Raw genomic sequence first — 18,256 nt, forward strand, 5'->3', positions numbered from 1 at the left:
TCAAAAAGCAGTTTTAACAAAATATGCTTCGGATAACGGCTTTACAAATCCTGTATTCTTTATTGATGACGGCGTTTCCGGTGTAACTTTTGACAGACCGAATTTTAACCGCATGATTGCAGAGATTGAAGCCGGAAATGTGGCGACAGTCATTGTCAAGGATATGTCCCGCTTGGGGCGTGATTATCTGAAAGTCGGTTACTATACGGAAATCTTTTTCGTTGAAAGAGATGTTCGCTATATCGCAATCAATGACGGCGTGGACAGCGCAAAGGGCGACAATGATTTTACTCCTTTCCGAAATCTGTTTAACGATTTTTACGCCAAAGATACCAGTAAAAAAGTACGGGCAATCAAGAAAGCGCAGGGCATGGCAGGAGAACATCTGACTAAGCCGCCCTATGGCTATAAGGTAGACCCCAACGACAGAAAGAAATGGATTGTAGATGAAGAAGCTGCCGCTGTGGTAAAGCGAATTTTTGATTTATGCGTTGCAGGAAAAGGACCTATGCAAATAGCGAAAATTTTGAAAGCTGACAAAGTGCTGACAACACGCGCTCATTATGCAAAGCAGAAAGGAAAATCACTTCCCGATAATCCGTACAGTTGGAATGAAAGTACGATTGTAGCAGTTTTGGAGCGTATGGACTACTGCGGACATACGGTAAACTTCAAAAGCTATTCCAAATCCCACAAGCTGAAAAAGCGTATTCCCACCACAAAAGAACAGCAGGCGATTTTCCGCAACACCCATGAAGCAATCGTTGAGGAAGCTGTCTTTGAACGGGTACAGGAATTAAGGGCAAATAAACGCCGCCCCACAAAGGCAGAGCGACAGGGAATGTTTTCCGGCTTGGTATTCTGTGCGGATTGTGGAAGTAAACTGCACTTTGCCACCTGCAAGAGCTTTGACGGTTCACAAGACAACTACCGCTGTGCAAGATATAAAAGCAATACGGGAGATTGTACGGCACACTTCATCAGAGAAGAAGTCCTGCGGAAAATCGTTCTCAATCGGATATTTGCCGTAACTGCCATGTTCTATGAGGACATTACCACCTTTATGGAACTGATACAGAAACAGCGGTTTGATGAAGCGGAAAAGGATATGAAACGCAAGCAGTGTGAAGTAAGGCAGGCAAGAAAACGGATTGCAGAACTTGACCGGATTTTCAAGCGGATTTATGAGGACGACATCAACGGCACAATCAGCCATGAGCGATTTTTGAAGCTGTCCGCAGAGTATGAAGCAGAACAAAAAGAGCTGACGGAAAAGGTAAAGGCAGAACAACAGGAAGTCGATACCTACGAACAGAATAAAAGCGATTTTGACAGCTTCGCCGCCATCATCCGCAAGTACGTGGGAATAACCGAATTAACTCCCACTATCGTCAATGAGTTTATAAAGAAAATCGTTGTCCATGCGCCGGAGAAGATAGACGGCAAGCGTTTTCAGAAAGTGGATATTATCTTTAACTTCGTGGGAGAAATCCATTTGCCGACTGACCCGCAGACAGAACAGAAAAAAACCGATAAACAGGAAAAGACGGCATAGCCCTTAAACGGGGCTATACCGCCTAATTGAAAAATATACTTCCTTGTAACCGAAAACCCTTCTCTTTACGTTGTTTAGGACAAAGCCGGTCATTCCAACGATTTGCACATTGTGGAAAATAACCCCCGTTCTTTCCCCGTCTGGCATATACATCTTCTCTTCCCCAAAACATCGAAAAGAAACGTATTGCCATTTTCTCTGTAATATATGGCGGATTTACGATACGACTCCCTTGATCCAGGTCATATTCTTCTGCACTTTCTATTTTTTCTTCAAAAGGATTCACCTCTTCATATGAAATGCCTGCTTTCTTCAATTTATCTTTTAATATCTTGTTCTCATATTCAAGCAACCTAACCATCTTTCTCAATGAATCCGCATCATATGCTTCTATGCTCAAACCTTCCACCTACACTTCTTATTATTTCGTAATGTAACCCTCATTTTGTGTCCCAACTTTATTTTAGTACTTGTTCCAACTATTTTCAATATTTATTTTCCGTATTGACGCATTTCTTCGCCAATCGTATAATTAAGTTAGATACAGAGCATTTCTGTTATCAAAATATTGCCCGCCCACCATTGGCGACTTATAAATGATTGGCTCGAAAATATTGTTCGCTTACCGGAAGCGTCTAATAAATGTCCGGCTTGAAAATTATTTAGAAACTATTTTTGTTTTCGATATTGTGTTTTTATCACACATTGCATATACTATAAATACACAAAAAAGCCAGAAAAAGAGGAGGTGTTAGTATGGCTACTTCAAGTATTACTCATAATTTTGTCGTATCCAATCCAAATAGCGTAAAGCGTTTTGTCGCAGCAATTGACGAAGCCGACCGTGACCGCACACCAAAGCAGACACTTCCCGGACGTCAGTTAACGAACCCACAGGAAATCTTAGCTTTAATGTCAAAAAGGAAGAAAAAACATGTCTGATAAATATTTTACCGTTAATATTCGGGCATATTTGGATAAAGACGAACCGACATATATCGGAGAGGAAAGTCTTTACGACTTACTCTCCGATTTTTCTTGTCCCAAAAATCCCGATGTGGAATACTTTTTATTACATAATGCGATTGAGTTTACCAAAAAAGATCAATCTATCACTTATCTGGTATTTGATGCTGAAGATGCTTCACTGGTTGGTTATTTTTCACTTACAGTAAAACCCATCTCTGTCCGTGCTTCAAATATCAGCAAGACAATGGCAAAAAAGCTGTCCCGTGTCAGTATTTTGGATGAAGAAACACAATCCTATACTACCGCAGCTTACCTGATCGCCCAGTTGGGAAAGAACTATTCTCTTCCAAAGGAAAAACGAATCACTGGAAATATTCTACTGGGATTTGCACTGGAAACAATATCCAGTCTCAAATATTCCGTAGGCTGCGTTATGGAGTTTCTTGAATGCGAAGATAATGAATTTCTTCTGAGCTTTTATACGCAGAATCATTTCAAGCCATTTGATACTCGTATTACCGCTTCTCAGAATAATGAGCCACACACTCTGCATCAGCTTTTAAAATTTATTTGATTTAAAAATGCATGAAAAAAGCGACAGTCTGATTTACATTTTGTATTTCAGGAAACTGCCGCTTCTTTTTCTTCTTTTTCTTTTTTATTCTGTTTTTCTTCCTCCAACTCCCGGAGGACTTCATCGCCGTACTTATCAATCATCCGTACCAGAAAATCAATGCACCGCTCAAATTCAATATTCTGTTGCATAAGCTCCTCCCGTTATTGTTTGATCTGAGCTTATTTTACAGAACCTGCCTGAAAACCACATTGAATAGAAATTGATTGTAAATTGACACAATCAATTTAAAAATATCTGCATTTTCTTGAATCAAATATACGTTCGTGTTATGAGGGATATACTTAATCTTAACTACGAAAGGGGAATTTCTATTGAATCGATGCGATTTTTCTTCTATTAGCACTTGCTTAAAAAATCATATCAGCGAAAGTAATCAAATGAGTCAGCCCGATTTTTTATACGAATTATTTGAAGATTTTATGGATGATCCGGCAAATCAGGATTTTTCAATGGATAACTGTCTGGTTTGCCGCTGGATGACTGGTCGGGCTAAAATCAGTCCTAAAATATCCGCTTACTATTCCAAGCCATCCAATCAGGAAAAATTAGCCCATACCATCCACCAGAATCTTCTTCCACTGATGTCTGACTGTAATATGGCTATACAAGATATTTACACTTTATTCATTCAGGATGACAGCATCTCAGATGCGAAAAAGAAAAATCTGACTCCCTTATCTTCGGCCGCCACTTTCAAAATCCGATGCGTCCTCTTTTGTGATTCGTCCAGAAGCCCCCTGCAGTCAGAATGTTCCGTCTAATGCCCGTCCCAGGTTATTACAGTAAACCTGACCGCAAATATCTGCCTCATAACTTTCACTTCCCATCCAAAGCTGTGGCCGTTCCCATAGTACAGCTTGCTTGTTCCTTTATTGATGAACTTCGCATTATATGCAATCAGGTTGTCTTTCGACTGCCGAAAAATCTGATCCAAAACGGTAACTGGAATCAGCCCGCACTGGATCAGTTCATGAAACACATTGCCAGCCATATATCCACCATAGAAAATCGCACAGAGCCGTACAACTGCTCCCCATTTCTGCAATCATCCGCTTGGATCTTATCATCGAGTAAATAAAAGCGGCTGAGGGCGTGACAAAAGGAATGAAGCCACAAAATCAGATGACATGGGATAGAGAGCCATAAACAGTATCCGTAAGCCGGCTGGCCAATGCTTGATTTCTTATGCTATGAAAAATCGAAATTCACGCTTTATTCACCGTAAAAAGCGTAATTATTCTCCTAAAACTCGTTGTAATTTTTTGTAATTATACATTATACTATATTTGCATTATAAGGACGAAGGTGTGTATATGTACCGAATTGCTATTGAAAAGCTATTAAAATGGAAACAAAGCAAATACCGTAAGCCTTTGATGATCGAAGGGGCACGTCAAGTCGGTAAGACCTGGCTTATGAAAGAGTTTGGCCGACAGGCATATGCGGATACCGTATATATCAATATAATGGAAGTTTTAGAAGAAAAAACCTATCCCTTTCAGGTAAATCAGGATAATCCGAAAATATTCTTTATAGAAAATCAGCGGATAATAATGCAGGAAACAACGTGGTTTGTTATAGGCAGTGTAGTCCTGATTTTAAGTTTCCTGTCAGGACTGCTCTCGCATTTTACGGGGGATTAGAACATTGAAGAAAATTTGAATACAGCAAGGAGGGAAACGTATGGCAGGTTATATTTGTGCCCTTGCAATCAGCTTGTTTGCAGTTATAACAGGGATCATTTTCATGATTTATCCGCTGTATCACAAACATGTCTGCAACGAACCGGCAACGGCAAACGTAATTGATATTCATATGGAGTGGAGGGATGATCACTGGCACTCCTATCCAGTATTTCAATATCAGGCCGATGGAAAAACGGTCATAATACAGCACAATGTCAGCCCCACCTCCTATGAGATTGGGGATCAGGTCGAACTGCGGTATAACCAGAAAAACCCAGAGCAGTATTACATTCCCCATGCGTCCGGTGGGAATTGGATGTTCCTGTTTGGCGGGTTGTTTTTCTTTTTGATGGGGTTTGGCTTTACCGCACTGATCATAAAGGTATGGCTGCTTCCGCTGATTTTGAGAATTTAAACTAATGTAAGATCAGACAAAACAGTTCACTTTAAAAAAACAGCAACCATTTGTCAACCGCTCAAAAAAGGGTTGACAAATGGTTGACAAATCGACAATTATGTATTGCAGCTTCCCCTGTAAACACTTATTTTACGTGGGAAAGGAGGCACACAGTTTCTATCCCGCTCGTAAATGGAAACATATCCACGCAGCACACCTTTTCAACCTTATATCCGCCCTCCTGAAGAGGCACCAGATCTCTGGCCAGGCTGGTAGGTTTGCAGCTGATATAAACCATCCGATCTACCCCAAATTCAATGATCTTTCCAATAGCCTTTGGGTGAATGCCATCCCTTGGCGGATCCAGGATAATAATATCCGGGCGGTCGGTAAGTTCATCAATAACCTTTAATACGTCTCCTGCAATAAATTCACAGTTTTCCAGACCATTGAACGCCGCATTTTTTCTGGCAGCTTCCACTGCCTCCTCCACGATCTCCACACCTACTACCTTGTCAGCCACCGGTGATGTGATCTGGGCAATGGTTCCGGTTCCGCTGTAGAGGTCAAATACTACCTTGTCCTTTGTCTCCCCTATGTAGCTTCTGGCTGTTTCATAGAGAACCTCGGCCCCCAGTGAGTTGGTCTGGAAGAAGGAAAAGGGGCTGATGCGGAAGGTAAGGCCCAAAAGCTCCTCATAAAAATAGTCCTTTCCATAAAGTACCTGTGTTTCATCGCTCTGAACCACATCTGCCAGACTGTCATTGCGGATATGGAGAATCCCTGCAAAGCTTCCCTCTAAAGGCAGTTCCTTAAGCGCCTCCATCCATCCCTTTAACAGTTCCTGCTCCTGAGCCCGTCCGTCTCCCTGAGTATCCCCGGCAAAAACCTCTGTCTGGCCTGAGGTTACAAGAGCGGTAAGGATTTCTCCTGTTTTTACAGCCCTGCGCACCAGCAGATGACGCAGATAGCCTGTATGCTGCAGCTTTCTGTAATATCCGATCTTTCGACTGGAAAAATATTCCAGAGTCGCCTCCAGAATCTGGCAGAAATCAGGATGTACGATTCGACACTCTGGTGTAGTCACAATATCATAAAAGCTTCCTCTGCGGTGCATTCCAAGAGCCAGAGGCCCATCCTTATACTCATCCCCAAAGGAAAATTCCATCTTGTTGCGGTAGCCTTCGTATATGGGACTTCCCTTAATTCCCTGAAATTCGTAGGAATCACAGACCTCATCAATCAGCCCCTTTACCTGCTCTGCCTTAATCTTTAGCTGCTCCTCATAGGGAAGCCCCTGATACAGGCAGCCGCCGCAGATGCCGCCATGGGGACAGGCCCTATCCGGCTGCTCAATCGGTGAGTGCTCCACCACCTCCAACAGGCGGCCTTCACACTTTCCCTTTCTTTTTTTATTGATCACAAAACGAACCTTCTGACCGGGAACTGCATTCTTTACAATGACCCGCTCTCCATCCACATGAAGAATCCCTTTATTTGGAAAATCAATTTTTTCTACAACTGCTTCGCAGATATCTCCCTTTTTCAATACGTTTACTCCTTACTTCTTATGTCTGTTTCAAAGAAACAGCCGGAAACGGATCCGGCTCTTTTCGCCTTTTGTTCCCGGCTGTTACGCGCTGTTTGGAGGATAATTATGCTTCCTGATCCTCTTCTTTTTCTTCCTTCTTTTCCTCTGCCTTCTTTACAGACTCCTCATCCTCGAAGAAATCATCGTCGAAATCGTCGTCGAAATCATCCTCAAAATCTTCCAGATAATCAGGTGTAAAGAAACGGTATACGGCATAGGCAATACCGGCTACGGCAGCTACAGCTCCGATAATAGCCAGAATCCAGAGAATGCAGTTTCTCTTTTTTTCATCCTCTTCTCTTTTGTGCATCAGTTCGTTGATCCGGCTGGTATTCATCAGCTCCTCTACACGGCTTAATGCTTCTTTTCCCATGGCATCCAGTCTGTCTCTGTCAAAACGATTCATGGCATATCCGTCCTTTCTTGCAATAACGGGAAGCCGGGATTTAGAACGGTTCATCCGCACGCAACCCCATTTTAGCTGCCCGGCGCTTCGCTATAACTTATTATAGCATGGAATCATTGTTTTTACTATCCCATTTCTTTTCAGTTTTTCCAATTTTCTGCCAGATATCTGAACATTTATATTTTTTTCAGCTTTGCAAAGCAGGCCATCATTTTTCTCTGACCACCTGTATCAAATTCTACTGTCACCTCGTAATCTCTGGCTCCGTCCACAATTTCCTTTACTGTGCCGTCTCCGAACCGGTCGTGGTGAACCCGGTCGCCCTCTTTATAATCCAGTGACGCTGCCTTTTGAACTGTAAATGACTTTCCAAAGCCGGGGTTCGTCCCAAAGCTCTGACCGCTGCCAAGGCCGCCTTTACCACCTTTAAAGCCCGCATTTGCCGTTCCAAAACCTGTCGTTTTTGAAGCATAGGCATTGTACCCCTTTCCAAAGGTGCTTACCGTGCCGCTTCCCGGCTGATTCCAGGGAAGTCCCTCTTCTCCAGCTCCAAATCGTCCTGACGCTCCGCCAAAACTATCTGCCCCTCTCGCACTTCCAAGCACCGGCTCCAGCCTCTCCTCCTTAAGAAGCTCTGCCGGGATTTCCTCCACAAAACGGCTGGGTTTACAGTAGCGCGTTTCTCCGTGGGTCATCCGCTTTCTGGCCGCAGTAATCACAAGCTCCTTTTTGGCTCTGGTAATCCCCACATAGCACAGCCTCCGCTCTTCCTCCATATCCGTGGGGTCATCCGAAGAAACGGCCATCATTCCCGGAAACAGTCCGTCCTCCATACCTGCCAGATATACTTTGGGAAACTCCAGTCCCTTGGCGCTGTGAAGGGTCATAAGCGTTACCCTGTCTTCTGAGGAATCTACATTATCAATGTCAGCCACCAGAGCTACCTGCTCTAAAAATTCATCCAGAGAAGGATGCTGTGAATCCTCCTCATAGGCGGCTGCCTTATTGATCAGCTCCTGGATATTTTCCATACGGGTCTCCGCTTCAATCTCACCCTCTGCCTTCAGCTCCTCCTCATATCCCGTTTCCTCCAGAATCGCCTCAATCAGATCCTGAATGGAATATTCTTCCGACTGGGCCATTGCCCGAAAGCACTCCATCTGAGAAATAAAACGACCGATTTTCTCAACTGCTTTTCCAAGCCCAGGCACCATTCTCGCTTCCCTAAGAGCACTGTAAAGGCTCATGCTATGTTCTGAGGCAAACATCGTCACCCTTCCCATGGATGTTGCTCCAATTCCTCTCTTCGGCACATTAATAATTCTCAGAACGGAAAGATCGTCTACACCATTGGCAACCGTCTTTAAATAAGCCAGAATATCCTTGATTTCCTTTCTCTGGTAGAAATTCACGCCTCCCACCAGCCGGTATGGCACATTGTAAAAAATACACCGCTCCTCTAACAGACGGGACTGGGCATTGGTACGGTAAAGTACCGCCTGATCCTGATAGGAAAACTCACTGTCTCTGATCTGACGGGCAATATAATCCGCCTCATCCCTTGCATCATCAAACTGTTTAAACAGGATCTCATCTCCTGTTCCGTTGGCTGTCCACAGGGATTTTTCCTTTCTTCCTCTGTTGTGGCGGATCACACCGTTAGCCGCATCCAGAATATTCTGGGTAGACCGGTAATTCTGCTCCAGCTTAATCACTCTGGCGCCGGGAAATGTCTGCTCAAAGCTTAAAATATTTTCAATATCCGCCCCTCTGAACCGGTAAATGGACTGGTCATCATCACCTACCACACACAGATTCCCATATTTGGATGCCAGAAGGCTGATCAGCTTAAACTGAGCCGTATTGGTATCCTGATACTCATCTACCATAATATATCGGAACCGTTCCTGGTAGTAATCCAGAATCTGGCTGTCATTTTGAAATAACTCCACTGTTTTTACAATCAGATCATCAAAATCCAGAGCATTGTTCTTTTTCAGCTGATTCTGATATTCCCTGTAAATCTCCCCTACCTTTTTCTGACGGAAATCCTGTCCTGCATTCAGAAGAAATTCCTCCGGAGAGATCAGCTTATCCTTGGCAGAGGAAATAATTCCCAGTACCGAACGTTCCTTATACTGCTTTGTATCAATATCCAGCGTCTTAAACACCTGCTTCATCAGCGTCTTCTGGTCGTCGCTGTCATAGATGGAAAAGCTGGTGGTATATCCCAGATGTTCAATATAGCGCCGCAGAATCCTCACACAGGTAGAATGAAAGGTGCTGACCCAGATGCTTTCCGCTCCAAAGCCCACCAGAGAATCCACTCTCTCCCGCATCTCTCCCGCCGCCTTATTCGTAAAGGTAATAGCCAGGATATTCCAGGGATTGACCTCTTTTTCCTCGATCAGGTATGCAATCCGGTGGGTCAGTACCCGGGTCTTCCCCGATCCGGCTCCCGCCAGAATAAGGAGAGGACCTTCGGTGTGAAGCACTGCCTCCTTCTGCATGGGATTTAATGTATCATAAATACTCATAAATGTACCGCCTTTTTATTTCTGTCATTTTCGCCTCCAAACAGTATAGCATAAGTGATGACCCAGGAAAAGTCCTTTCGCGATTCCTCTTGCCATCTGGTTTTTAATACTATATAATAGATACAGCAATACAACATCATGTGTCAAACCGAGGTGAATATAGATGAAATCGAACGCTGAACAGCTCTCAGGCCTTATGGAATTTCTAAACTCCCAGACTCATGTAACGCCTGAGGAAATTCCGAACATTGACCTGTATATGGATCAGGTAACTACCTTTATGGAGGAGCATTTAAAGGACTCCAAGCGCTATGAAGAGGACAAGGTCTTAACAAAGACCATGATCAACAATTACGCCAAAAACAACCTTCTGCCTCCTCCGGTAAAGAAAAAATATTCCAGAGATCATATGCTGATGCTGATCTTTATCTACTATTTTAAAAATCTTCTGTCCTTCCATGATATCGAAACCTTTTTCGGTCCCATTACGTCCAGACATTTTTCTTCCGGAAGCCAGTCCTCCGGGCTTTCTCTGGAAGATATTTACCGTGAGGTCTCTTCTTTGGAGGAGCGTGAGATGGAGCACTTAAAGGCAGATGTTTCCGCCAAATTTTCCCGTGCTATGGACACCTTTAAGGACTGTCCCGCCAGGGAAGGAGAACAGGAGTATCTGCGTCTTTTTTCCTTTATATGCGAACTGTCCTTTGATGTATATCTGAAAATGCGCCTGATCGAAAAAATTGCAGATCAGCTCCGTGAGGACGAACCGCCTCTGAAAAAGAAATAAACCACAGCCGAAAACCGCCCCGGTCTTTGACGGATCATTCATCCGACAGCAAGACCGGGGCGGTTTTCCTATCATCACATATTCACATCATTTATCTGCATCATATTGCAGGATTTCACTTCTTTTTTGCATATGGCGTATTCTTAAGAGGCAGTTCTGTCTCAAAAATCTGATTCCACTTATAGTAAGCGCCTGCCACTGCGGGAGCTGTAGGAATAGAGGTAATCTCACCGATACCGATGGCTCCGAAGGCTACATCCACTCCCGGTTTTTCAACAATTATAGACTCTACCTCAGGAGCCTTATCTGCACGGAACAGTCCCAGAGTTCCATACTTGGCTGTAGGTACGCAGTCTTTTAAGGGATACTGCTCTGTCAGCGCATAGCCGCAGCCCATAACGATTCCGCCTTCTACCTGCCCCTCTGCACTCTTTGGATTTACAACTTTTCCCACATCATGGGCGCCCACCATTTTTTCAATGGTTCCGTCCTCTTTTAAGATGCACAGCTGGGTCGCATAGCCGTAAGCCACATGGGATACCGGATACTCTACATCAGCGCCCATCTTATCTGTCTTTGCCAGATATTCGCCGTAGAATTCTTTTCCATTTAACAGAGCCACTTCTTCAGCCGTAAAGGTAACAGCCGCCGTCTCCGGGCTTTCCTTTGCCACCATTACATTGGACAGGTATGCGCTTGGCATCTCCGTTGCTTCATAACTGCGTCCGGTTGCCTCAAAAAGAGCCCTTCTTAAATCCTTGGCAGCCCTTCTGCAGGCTTCTCCTGTTACCAGTGTCTGTCTGGAACCTGAGGTAGTTCCCGAATCAGGAGCCATGGAGGTATTTGGACGGTGATACTCAATCTCATCCATACTGATGCCTGCACTTTCTGCCAGCATCTGTACCAGAACCGTTCCAACGCCCTGTCCGATACAGGAGGCGCCAGAATGGATATGAACCTTTCCGCCCTCTACGATCAGACGTACACGGCCTGTATCCGGAAGTCCCACTCCTACGCCGGCATTCTTCATGGCACAGCCGATTCCCACATAAGGATGGCTGTAGTAAATATCCTTTACTGCCTCCAGGGTCTCTGCCAGACCGGTAGAAGGATCTGCAATCTGTCCATTCGGCAGCACCTGTCCCGGACGGATTGCATTCAGGTAACGGAACTGCCAGGGATCCATACCGCACATCTCTGCCAGAAGATTGATATTCATCTCCGTTGCAAAACAGGTCTGTGTCACGCCAAAGCCTCTGAAAGCTCCCGCAGGCGGATTGTTGGTGTAAACTGCCTTTCCGTCAATGTCGATCACCTGATAATTATACGGTCCTGCTGCATGGGTACAGGCTCTCTGGAGCACCGGCCCTCCAAGAGATGCGTAAGCTCCCGTATCAGCCACTACCACAGCCTTCATAGCTGTAAGACGGCCGTTTTCATCACAGGCAGTTGTCAGGTCAATGCTCATGGGATGACGCTTTGGATGCACCAGAATACTTTCCTTACGGGTCAGCTTTACCTTAACGGCCCTCTTTGTAATATAGGCAATCAGCGCTGCCTGATGCTGAACCGTTACGTCCTCCTTGCCGCCGAAGCCGCCGCCTACCAGCATATTTTCTACGATTACCTTTTCCGGAGGAAGGCCCAAAAGGATAGAAGTTTCATGACGGGTATCGTAGGTACCCTGATCGGTAGAATAAATCAGCACGCCGCCGTCAAATGGCATGGAAACTGCACATTCAGGCTCCAAAAATGCATGCTCTGTCCAGGGAGTCTCATAATGGCGGGTTACTTTGTATTTGGATGCAGCAATCACTTCATCTGCATTTCCCCTCACCAGATGCTCATGGCTTAAAATATTTCCTGTGGAATGTACAAGGGGAGCTCCCTCTTCCATAGCCTCTGCCGGACAGGTCACAGGTTTTAACTTCTCATACTCCACCTCTACCAGAGCCTTTGCCTGCTCCAGAATCTCCGGTGTCTCAGCCGCTACGAGGCAGATTGCGTCTCCCAGATACCGTGTGGTATCTCCCACTGCGATCATGGTATCCCAGTCCTGCTTTAAGTGACCTACCTTGTTCTTTCCGGGAACGTCATCAGCTGTCAGCACGCAGACAACGCCGGGAAGGGCTTTTGCCTTCTCCGTATGAATAGCCTTTACAATGGCTCTGGGATATTTGGAGCGTACAGCACTTCCGTAGATCATTTCCGGAAAATCCACCTTATCCAGATCATCTACATATTTTCCTGTTCCCAGTACCTTTCCCTCAGCATCGATCCGGTGGACCCTGCTTCCCACCCTGATCATCTTCTCCTGCTCCGCCGGAGCGATATCCTCCCGCAGCATCTTAGCTGCCAGCTGGATCGCATCTATAATCTTTTTATATCCGGTACACCGGCAGTAGTTATTGCGGATCGCATAGGCAATCTCCACACGGCTGGGATCGGGATTTACATCCAGAAGCCCTTTGGCGCAGATCACCATTCCCGGAATACAGAAACCGCACTGAACCGCTCCCGTTTCTCCAAAGGCATATACATACACATCCTTTTCTCTCTGGCTTAAACCCTCTACCGTTAAAATGTGCTTACCTGCCAGACGGCCCATCTTCTGTACGCAGGACTTGGTAGCTTTTCCGTCAATCAAAACAGTACAGGTACCGCAGGCGCCCTCAGAGCAGCCGTCCTTTACAGATTTCAAACGAAGATCATTCCTTAATACGTCCATCAGCTTCCGCTCTTCATCCGCTTCCACTTCCTGGCCATTAATCCATACTTTACAATAAGAGCTCATAAACTCCCTCCACTTCTACATCTGACAAACGAATTTCTTCATCTGTTCTTGCTTTTGCTTCAGCCGGAGCCGCCCATGCCATCCCGCAGCCTGCGCTGATCTGCCGGGGAACAGGGATCAGACGGCCGGGAATCCCATGCTCCCTGGCGCACTGCTCCATTTTCATGGCTTCTGTTGTAGTGTGAAATGTATACACTGCCTTTAATGTCCTTTCCCTTGCCATGGCTTCTCCTTTCTTTCGTTATATCCTCTCGAATATAACGTTACTTTTTTAACAAACGTCTTGTGTATCAGGCCCGGAGGGAAATCCTCCTCCCCTCCGGGCCTGCTTTCAGCTTTACATCGAAGCTCTGTCCTTTTTCCCAAACATCAGGAATTACAGAATCAGATAGCTGTAATCCCGGATTACAGTTTCAATGATCTTTGCAATTCCCTCAGGAACTCTCTCGTCTGCTGTTCCGGTCTGGTAAGCAAACTCATTTCCCTGAAGCCGTACTTTACATGCTCCCTTTTCAGCATCTAACACTGCAAAGCCCTGATTAGTGCTGTCTGCCATATCTGCCTCATTTGCAAAGAGAGTGAACTTGTCAAGATATGGAGCGCTGTCCCATGGACAGAAGCTGCGGCAGTTTCCGCACTCGTTACACATATAGTCCACATGGATAATCTGATGCTTCTCCATGCCCGGAACTACAAGGGCAATATTTGCACGGTTGGGGCAGACCTCCATACAGTTCTCACAGTAGCTGTTGCAGGAAAGGCATCTTCCGCTGTCTGTTCTGCTTTCATCCTCTTCTGCCAGATTTCCCTTACGGTACGTGATAACCTCTTCATCAGACATCTTAAAGATATCCTCGGAAAGATCTCTTCCGATAATAGCCTCTGCAGCCTTCTTTCCGTCCCGGATGCCTTCTACTACAGTAGCAGGTCCGAAGAGGCCGTCTCCCACTGCATACACGCCCTTAAGGGAGGTTTCCAGTGTATCCTGATTTACCTGAGGACGCTTTCTGGAATCCAAGGCAATACCGTTTGCTTCATAGAAGCCGGAAGGAACCTTCTCGCCTACTGCTGCGATTACAGTATCTGCCGGAACCTCTACGATCTCATCTGTCTCAACAACGCCTCTGCGGCCGCTGGTATCAATATCGCCCAGAACCATCTTTTTACAGATGAGTACACCGTTTTCCTGACGGACCGGAGAGAGAAGCTCTGCAAACTCTACGCCGTCCTCGATTGCCATTACCAGCTCTTCCTCATCCGCAGGCATATAGCGTCTGGTTCTTCTGTATACCAGAGAAACCTTTTCAACGCCTGCGTTGCGCTTTGCAGCTCTTGCTGTATCCATAGCTGTATTTCCGCCGCCGATCACTACTACGTTTTTGCCCAGGTCAACCTTTCCGTCGGTTGCCTTAAACTGTGCTAAAAATTCAAGGGCATTAACCGGCTCGCCTGCCTCTAACTTCAGTACGCCCGGCTCAGAAGCTCCCAGAGCCAGAACCACATAGTCGTAATCCTTCTTAAGCTCTTCAACAGACTGGATCTCCCTTCCGGTTACCAGCTCTGCTCCCATAGCCTTAACGATCTCTACATCATTGTCAATGGCGCTGTCAGGAATACGGAAGCCCGGGATTACGTTGCGGACAACACCGCCCATTTTCTCTTCCTTTTCAAATACAGTTACCTTCATTCCGCCCTTGGCTAAGAAGAACGCTGCTGCCAGACCTGCAGGGCCTCCTCCTACTACAGCCGCCTTCTTATCAGAAGAAACAGCCGGAGCCTTAAGCTCTTTCATCACTGCCTCATAGCCGCCCTCGGCGCACTCTAACTTGGTTCTGCGGATATTGACAGCTGTCTCATAGAAGTTTCTGGTACATTTGCTCATACAGTTATGAGCACAGATCGTACCTGTGATAAAAGGAAGAGGATTCTTATTTAAGATAACCTTCAGCGCTTCCTCATGCTTGCCCTCTCCTGCCAGCTGCAGATACCGGGTAATATCCTGATGGATGGGACAGCCCTCCTGACAGGGTGCAATAAAGCAGTCTACCAGCGGAACCGGACTGTTTACCTTTCTGGACGGAAGAGGCTTTACAGCCTTTACATGATGCTTATCGGTTCTTGCACCCTCTACCAGAGCTCTTACCTTTGCGGCATCCACGCCCTCAAATACAGGAGCCTGCTTTGCCTCAAAGATTCTTCCGATCTGCTCCAGTCTCTGATAGCCTCCGGGCTTTAACATGGTGGTTGCCATGGTTACAGGCCAGATACCCGCATCCACGATCTTTTCAATATTAAAGTAATCCGCACCGCCGGAATAGGAAATCCGAAGCTTTCCGCCAAAGTCATCTGCCAGCTTTAATGCTACGGACAGAGACAGGGCATAAAGAGATTTTCCGGACATATACATCTCTTCGCTTGGAAGCTCGTTCTGCTTTACATCTACCGGGAAGGTGTTGGTGATCTTTACGCCGAATTCCAGTCCCTTCTCATCTGCCAGAGCCTGCAATCTCTTTAACATGGGAACTGCATCCTCATACTGAAGGTCATCCTTGAAATGGAAATCACCGAAGGCTACATAATCATAACCCATCTCATCCATAATGCTTCTTGCATATTCATATCCAAGAAGCGTAGGATTGCATTTGATAAAGGTATGTACGTGCTTTTCCTCGATCAGATATCTGGCAATGCGCTCGATTTCCTGTGGAGGACATCCGTGAAGGGTAGAAAGGGTAATGCAGTTGCACACATTTGGAGAGATTCCCTCTACATCTTCCTTGGTCAGGTTTTCAAAGCGATCCAGATTGTCTAAGAGCCACTGACGGCATTCTGCAAAAATTGGAGCCTCAGAAGCATCCTTCATGCCTTCGATAAAACGGTCGATTTTCTCTGTCTTAATGCCCTCTAAGTCATATCCCACAGACATATTAAACTGGAACCCGTCCATAGAGCCAAGGCCGTACTCCCTTGCCAGCACCTTGCAGGCGAACCACGCCTTGATATACTCATCATATGCCTGAGGCACATAGAGTTCTGTAGACCACTCACAGTTATAGCACTCATCATCTGCCTTGATACAGGGTTTGGATACGGGAAGATCCTCGCCGTCTAATTTCTGCACGGTCTTTAACTCAAAGAAGCGGCTACCGGCCACATAGGATGCCACAATATTCTGTGTAAGCTGCGTATGGGGACCTGCTGCAGGTCCGAAGGGAGTTTCAAGACCTCTTCCGAAAATGGTGCTCATCTTCTTTGGATCAGCGGCAAAAGGCTTTTTAATTCCGAAAATGGAGCCCTTCTTATGCTCTTCAAGAATCCAGTTCATCAGTTTTCCAAAAGGAATGGGTGTCATAATGTCGCTCATATTTTTCCTCCTTCACACGACCAGGTCCCAGCACCGGAAACATCCATTTTCCTTCTCTTGTCCGGCTCAGCCGCCCGGCCATAAAAGACCGGGGTGCTGCTTTCCCGCCGCCCTGTAATCGGCACTTGTTTTATTTTCTTTGATGGATTATAATCAGCCGTTGATGGATTTTGCCAAATCTGCGGCTGCGTTCCTTACTTCATAGAGAACCTTCTCTTCATCAATGCCAAGCAGCTCCCTGTCCTTCATCAGGATCTTTCCGTTGCAGACCGTAGTCACAACGCTGCGTCCGGTCATGCCGAATAAGATATGGCTGTTTACATTGGATGCGTTCATTGGGGTTCTTGGTATGTAATCTGTTACGATCACATCTGCGGCTGCGCCCTCCTTTAATACGCCCAGCTGCTTTTTAAAATAGCGGTTGGCAATCTTTGCATTGCCCTCGAAGAGTATCTGCGGAACCTCGCCCCAGGCCGCGTTAGCGTCACAGAGATGATGCTTGTGAAGAACATTTGCCACCTTGTAAGACTCTAATATATCCTGAGTATAGCCGTCTGTTCCAAGACCTGTAAGAATGCCTCTGTGAACGATCTCCATAGTTGGAGGACAACCGCAGGCATTGCCCATGTTGGACTCAGGATTATGGACTACCATAGTATCCGTTTCCTTAATTAAATCCATCTCGTGGGGATTTACATAAATGCAGTGGCCCAGCAGCGTTTTGCTTCCCAGGATATTTTTATCCATCAGGCGGTCTACAATACGCTTTCCGTATTTCTTTAAGCAGTCATGCAGATCCTCAATCCCCTCTGCCACATGGATATGGTAGCCAACCTCCTCAGGCTTGTTGGCCGCAGCCAGATCCATGGTCTCGTCCGAGATGGTAAACTGCGCATGCATACCCATCATACCGGCTATCATATCTGTATCATCTGCAAGGGCATGGCGGATCCATCTGGCATTTTCCATCACAGACTCTCTTGCCTTGTCCATGCCGTCACGGTCTGAAATCTCATAGCACAGGCAGGTACGCAGACCAAACTCCTTCGCAGCGTCCTCGATGGCAAACAGGCTGTCCTTGATCTCGCCAAAGCTTGCGTGATGGTCAAATACGGTAGTCACGCCATTTTTGATGCAGTCCATATAGGTAACTCTGGCACTCTGGCGTGTCTGCTCATTGGTCAGATGGCGGTCGATGGTCCACCACATTCCGTCCAGGATATCTAAAAATCCTTTTGGATCATATCCGTTAATGCTAAGGCCTCTTGCCATGGCGCTGTAGATATGCTCATGGGTATTAATGAAAGCCGGCATGATGACGCCCCCCTTTGCGTCAACAAACTCGGCGTCAGGGAACTCTTTTTTCAGGGTTTCCAGATCGCCCACCTTCTTAACTGTGGTTCCGTCGATCACTACTGCCCCGTTCTCAAAAAATGGCTGTTCGGCGTCTCTTGTAACAAGACGTCCATTTCCGATCATCAGCATATGGTACTCTCTCCTTTTTTGTTTTGTTACCCTTATAGTAACACTATAA

Annotated in this window: 16 protein-coding genes and 1 pseudogene; 7 read left to right on the top strand and 10 right to left on the bottom strand. The window is 45.9% G+C overall.

The genetic code is table 11. The features are described from left to right. A partial coding sequence (locus ACZM6M_RS14615; RefSeq protein ID WP_489490519.1) for a DUF4368 domain-containing protein occupies positions 1-1,555 on the top strand: 1,555 nt, incomplete at its 5' end. Positions 1,556-1,577: 22 nt separating this feature from the next. Here ACZM6M_RS14615 and ACZM6M_RS14620 read toward each other — a convergent pair. Beyond that, the gene (locus ACZM6M_RS14620; protein ID WP_489490520.1) at positions 1,578-1,955 is read right to left on the bottom strand and encodes a TOTE conflict system archaeo-eukaryotic primase domain-containing protein; all 378 of its coding nucleotides are present in this window, start codon (positions 1,953-1,955) and stop codon (positions 1,578-1,580) included. A gap of 356 nt (positions 1,956-2,311) precedes the next feature. On the opposite strand from ACZM6M_RS14620, the gene ACZM6M_RS14625 reads away from it, so the two are divergent. Further along, positions 2,312-2,497: a hypothetical protein gene (locus ACZM6M_RS14625; protein ID WP_014080774.1), complete on the top strand. Its 186-nt coding sequence runs from the start codon at positions 2,312-2,314 to the stop codon at positions 2,495-2,497. Then, the gene (locus ACZM6M_RS14630; protein WP_489490521.1) at positions 2,490-3,098 is read left to right on the top strand and encodes a GNAT family acetyltransferase; all 609 of its coding nucleotides are present in this window, start codon (positions 2,490-2,492) and stop codon (positions 3,096-3,098) included. Before ACZM6M_RS14625 ends, ACZM6M_RS14630 begins: the two co-directional genes overlap by 8 nt. Positions 3,099-3,145: 47 nt before the next feature. Here ACZM6M_RS14630 and ACZM6M_RS14635 read toward each other — a convergent pair whose 3' ends face one another. Then, complete coding sequence (locus ACZM6M_RS14635; RefSeq protein WP_417301337.1) at positions 3,146-3,289, bottom strand: hypothetical protein; 144 nt, start codon at positions 3,287-3,289, stop codon at positions 3,146-3,148. Between the two features lie 249 nt (positions 3,290-3,538). Here ACZM6M_RS14635 and ACZM6M_RS14640 point away from each other — a divergent pair. Beyond that, positions 3,539-3,862: pseudogene (locus tag ACZM6M_RS14640) on the top strand (tetratricopeptide repeat protein); the annotation flags it as partial. A 56-nt stretch (positions 3,863-3,918) separates the two neighbouring features. Here the strand turns inward: ACZM6M_RS14640 and ACZM6M_RS14645 are convergent. Continuing rightward, entirely contained in the window at positions 3,919-4,206 is a 288-nt protein-coding gene (locus tag ACZM6M_RS14645) for a hypothetical protein (RefSeq protein WP_418496681.1), read from the bottom strand. A 268-nt stretch (positions 4,207-4,474) separates the two neighbouring features. Here ACZM6M_RS14645 and ACZM6M_RS14650 point away from each other — a divergent pair, with 268 nt between their 5' ends. Both ACZM6M_RS14650 and ACZM6M_RS14655 read left to right on the top strand, forming a co-directional pair. Continuing rightward, the gene (locus tag ACZM6M_RS14650) at positions 4,475-4,804 is read left to right on the top strand and encodes an AAA family ATPase (protein ID WP_337933866.1); all 330 of its coding nucleotides are present in this window, start codon (positions 4,475-4,477) and stop codon (positions 4,802-4,804) included. A 40-nt stretch (positions 4,805-4,844) separates the two neighbouring features. Further along, positions 4,845-5,261, top strand: a complete 417-nt coding sequence (locus ACZM6M_RS14655) for a DUF3592 domain-containing protein (protein ID WP_337933868.1) — start codon at positions 4,845-4,847, stop codon at positions 5,259-5,261. A gap of 127 nt (positions 5,262-5,388) precedes the next feature. Here the strand turns inward: ACZM6M_RS14655 and rlmD are convergent, their stop codons facing one another. The 3 genes from rlmD to ACZM6M_RS14670 form a co-directional block, all read right to left on the bottom strand. After that, complete coding sequence (gene rlmD, locus ACZM6M_RS14660; protein WP_337933869.1) at positions 5,389-6,792, bottom strand: 23S rRNA (uracil(1939)-C(5))-methyltransferase RlmD; 1,404 nt, start codon at positions 6,790-6,792, stop codon at positions 5,389-5,391. Between the two features lie 106 nt (positions 6,793-6,898). Then, the gene (locus ACZM6M_RS14665) at positions 6,899-7,240 is read right to left on the bottom strand and encodes a hypothetical protein (protein WP_066550662.1); all 342 of its coding nucleotides are present in this window, start codon (positions 7,238-7,240) and stop codon (positions 6,899-6,901) included. Positions 7,241-7,416: 176 nt separating this feature from the next. Continuing rightward, positions 7,417-9,777, bottom strand: coding sequence for an ATP-dependent helicase (locus tag ACZM6M_RS14670; protein WP_418926636.1), 2,361 nt, complete (start codon positions 9,775-9,777; stop codon positions 7,417-7,419). Between the two features lie 163 nt (positions 9,778-9,940). Between ACZM6M_RS14670 and ACZM6M_RS14675 the strand changes: the two genes are divergently transcribed. After that, positions 9,941-10,564: a DUF1836 domain-containing protein gene (locus ACZM6M_RS14675; protein ID WP_337933873.1), complete on the top strand. Its 624-nt coding sequence runs from the start codon at positions 9,941-9,943 to the stop codon at positions 10,562-10,564. A gap of 115 nt (positions 10,565-10,679) precedes the next feature. Here the strand turns inward: ACZM6M_RS14675 and xdh are convergent, their stop codons facing one another. The 4 genes from xdh to ssnA form a co-directional block, all read right to left on the bottom strand. Further along, positions 10,680-13,358, bottom strand: coding sequence for a selenium-dependent xanthine dehydrogenase (xdh, locus tag ACZM6M_RS14680; protein WP_066547142.1), 2,679 nt, complete (start codon positions 13,356-13,358; stop codon positions 10,680-10,682). Then, positions 13,342-13,581 (bottom strand): putative Se/S carrier protein, encoded by a 240-nt coding sequence (locus tag ACZM6M_RS14685; RefSeq protein WP_337933513.1) that lies wholly within the window; start codon positions 13,579-13,581, stop codon positions 13,342-13,344. Before ACZM6M_RS14685 ends, xdh begins: the two co-directional genes overlap by 17 nt. A gap of 153 nt (positions 13,582-13,734) precedes the next feature. Further along, positions 13,735-16,722 (bottom strand): putative selenate reductase subunit YgfK, encoded by a 2,988-nt coding sequence (gene ygfK / locus ACZM6M_RS14690; protein WP_489490522.1) that lies wholly within the window; start codon positions 16,720-16,722, stop codon positions 13,735-13,737. A 153-nt stretch (positions 16,723-16,875) separates the two neighbouring features. Then, positions 16,876-18,207, bottom strand: a complete 1,332-nt coding sequence (gene ssnA, locus ACZM6M_RS14695) for a putative aminohydrolase SsnA (RefSeq protein WP_489490523.1) — start codon at positions 18,205-18,207, stop codon at positions 16,876-16,878. Positions 18,208-18,256 lie beyond the last annotated feature (49 nt).

This window comes from Enterocloster sp. (assembly GCF_057861365.1).

Bases quoted from the DNA above. Each gene is read 5' to 3' on its own strand.
- ygfK (WP_489490522.1), bottom strand. From the start codon at position 16,722: ATGAGCGACATTATGACACCCATTCCTTTTGGAAAACTGATGAACTGG.
- ACZM6M_RS14650 (WP_337933866.1), top strand. From the start codon at position 4,475: ATGTACCGAATTGCTATTGAAAAGCTATTAAAATGGAAACAAAGCAAA.
- ACZM6M_RS14685 (WP_337933513.1), bottom strand. From the start codon at position 13,581: ATGGCAAGGGAAAGGACATTAAAGGCAGTGTATACATTTCACACTACA.
- ACZM6M_RS14655 (WP_337933868.1), top strand. From the start codon at position 4,845: ATGGCAGGTTATATTTGTGCCCTTGCAATCAGCTTGTTTGCAGTTATA.
- ACZM6M_RS14670 (WP_418926636.1), bottom strand. From the start codon at position 9,777: ATGAGTATTTATGATACATTAAATCCCATGCAGAAGGAGGCAGTGCTT.
- ACZM6M_RS14630 (WP_489490521.1), top strand. From the start codon at position 2,490: ATGTCTGATAAATATTTTACCGTTAATATTCGGGCATATTTGGATAAA.
- ssnA (WP_489490523.1), bottom strand. From the start codon at position 18,207: ATGCTGATGATCGGAAATGGACGTCTTGTTACAAGAGACGCCGAACAG.
- ACZM6M_RS14635 (WP_417301337.1), bottom strand. From the start codon at position 3,289: ATGCAACAGAATATTGAATTTGAGCGGTGCATTGATTTTCTGGTACGG.
- xdh (WP_066547142.1), bottom strand. From the start codon at position 13,358: ATGAGCTCTTATTGTAAAGTATGGATTAATGGCCAGGAAGTGGAAGCG.
- ACZM6M_RS14665 (WP_066550662.1), bottom strand. From the start codon at position 7,240: ATGAATCGTTTTGACAGAGACAGACTGGATGCCATGGGAAAAGAAGCA.
- ACZM6M_RS14675 (WP_337933873.1), top strand. From the start codon at position 9,941: ATGAAATCGAACGCTGAACAGCTCTCAGGCCTTATGGAATTTCTAAAC.
- ACZM6M_RS14625 (WP_014080774.1), top strand. From the start codon at position 2,312: ATGGCTACTTCAAGTATTACTCATAATTTTGTCGTATCCAATCCAAAT.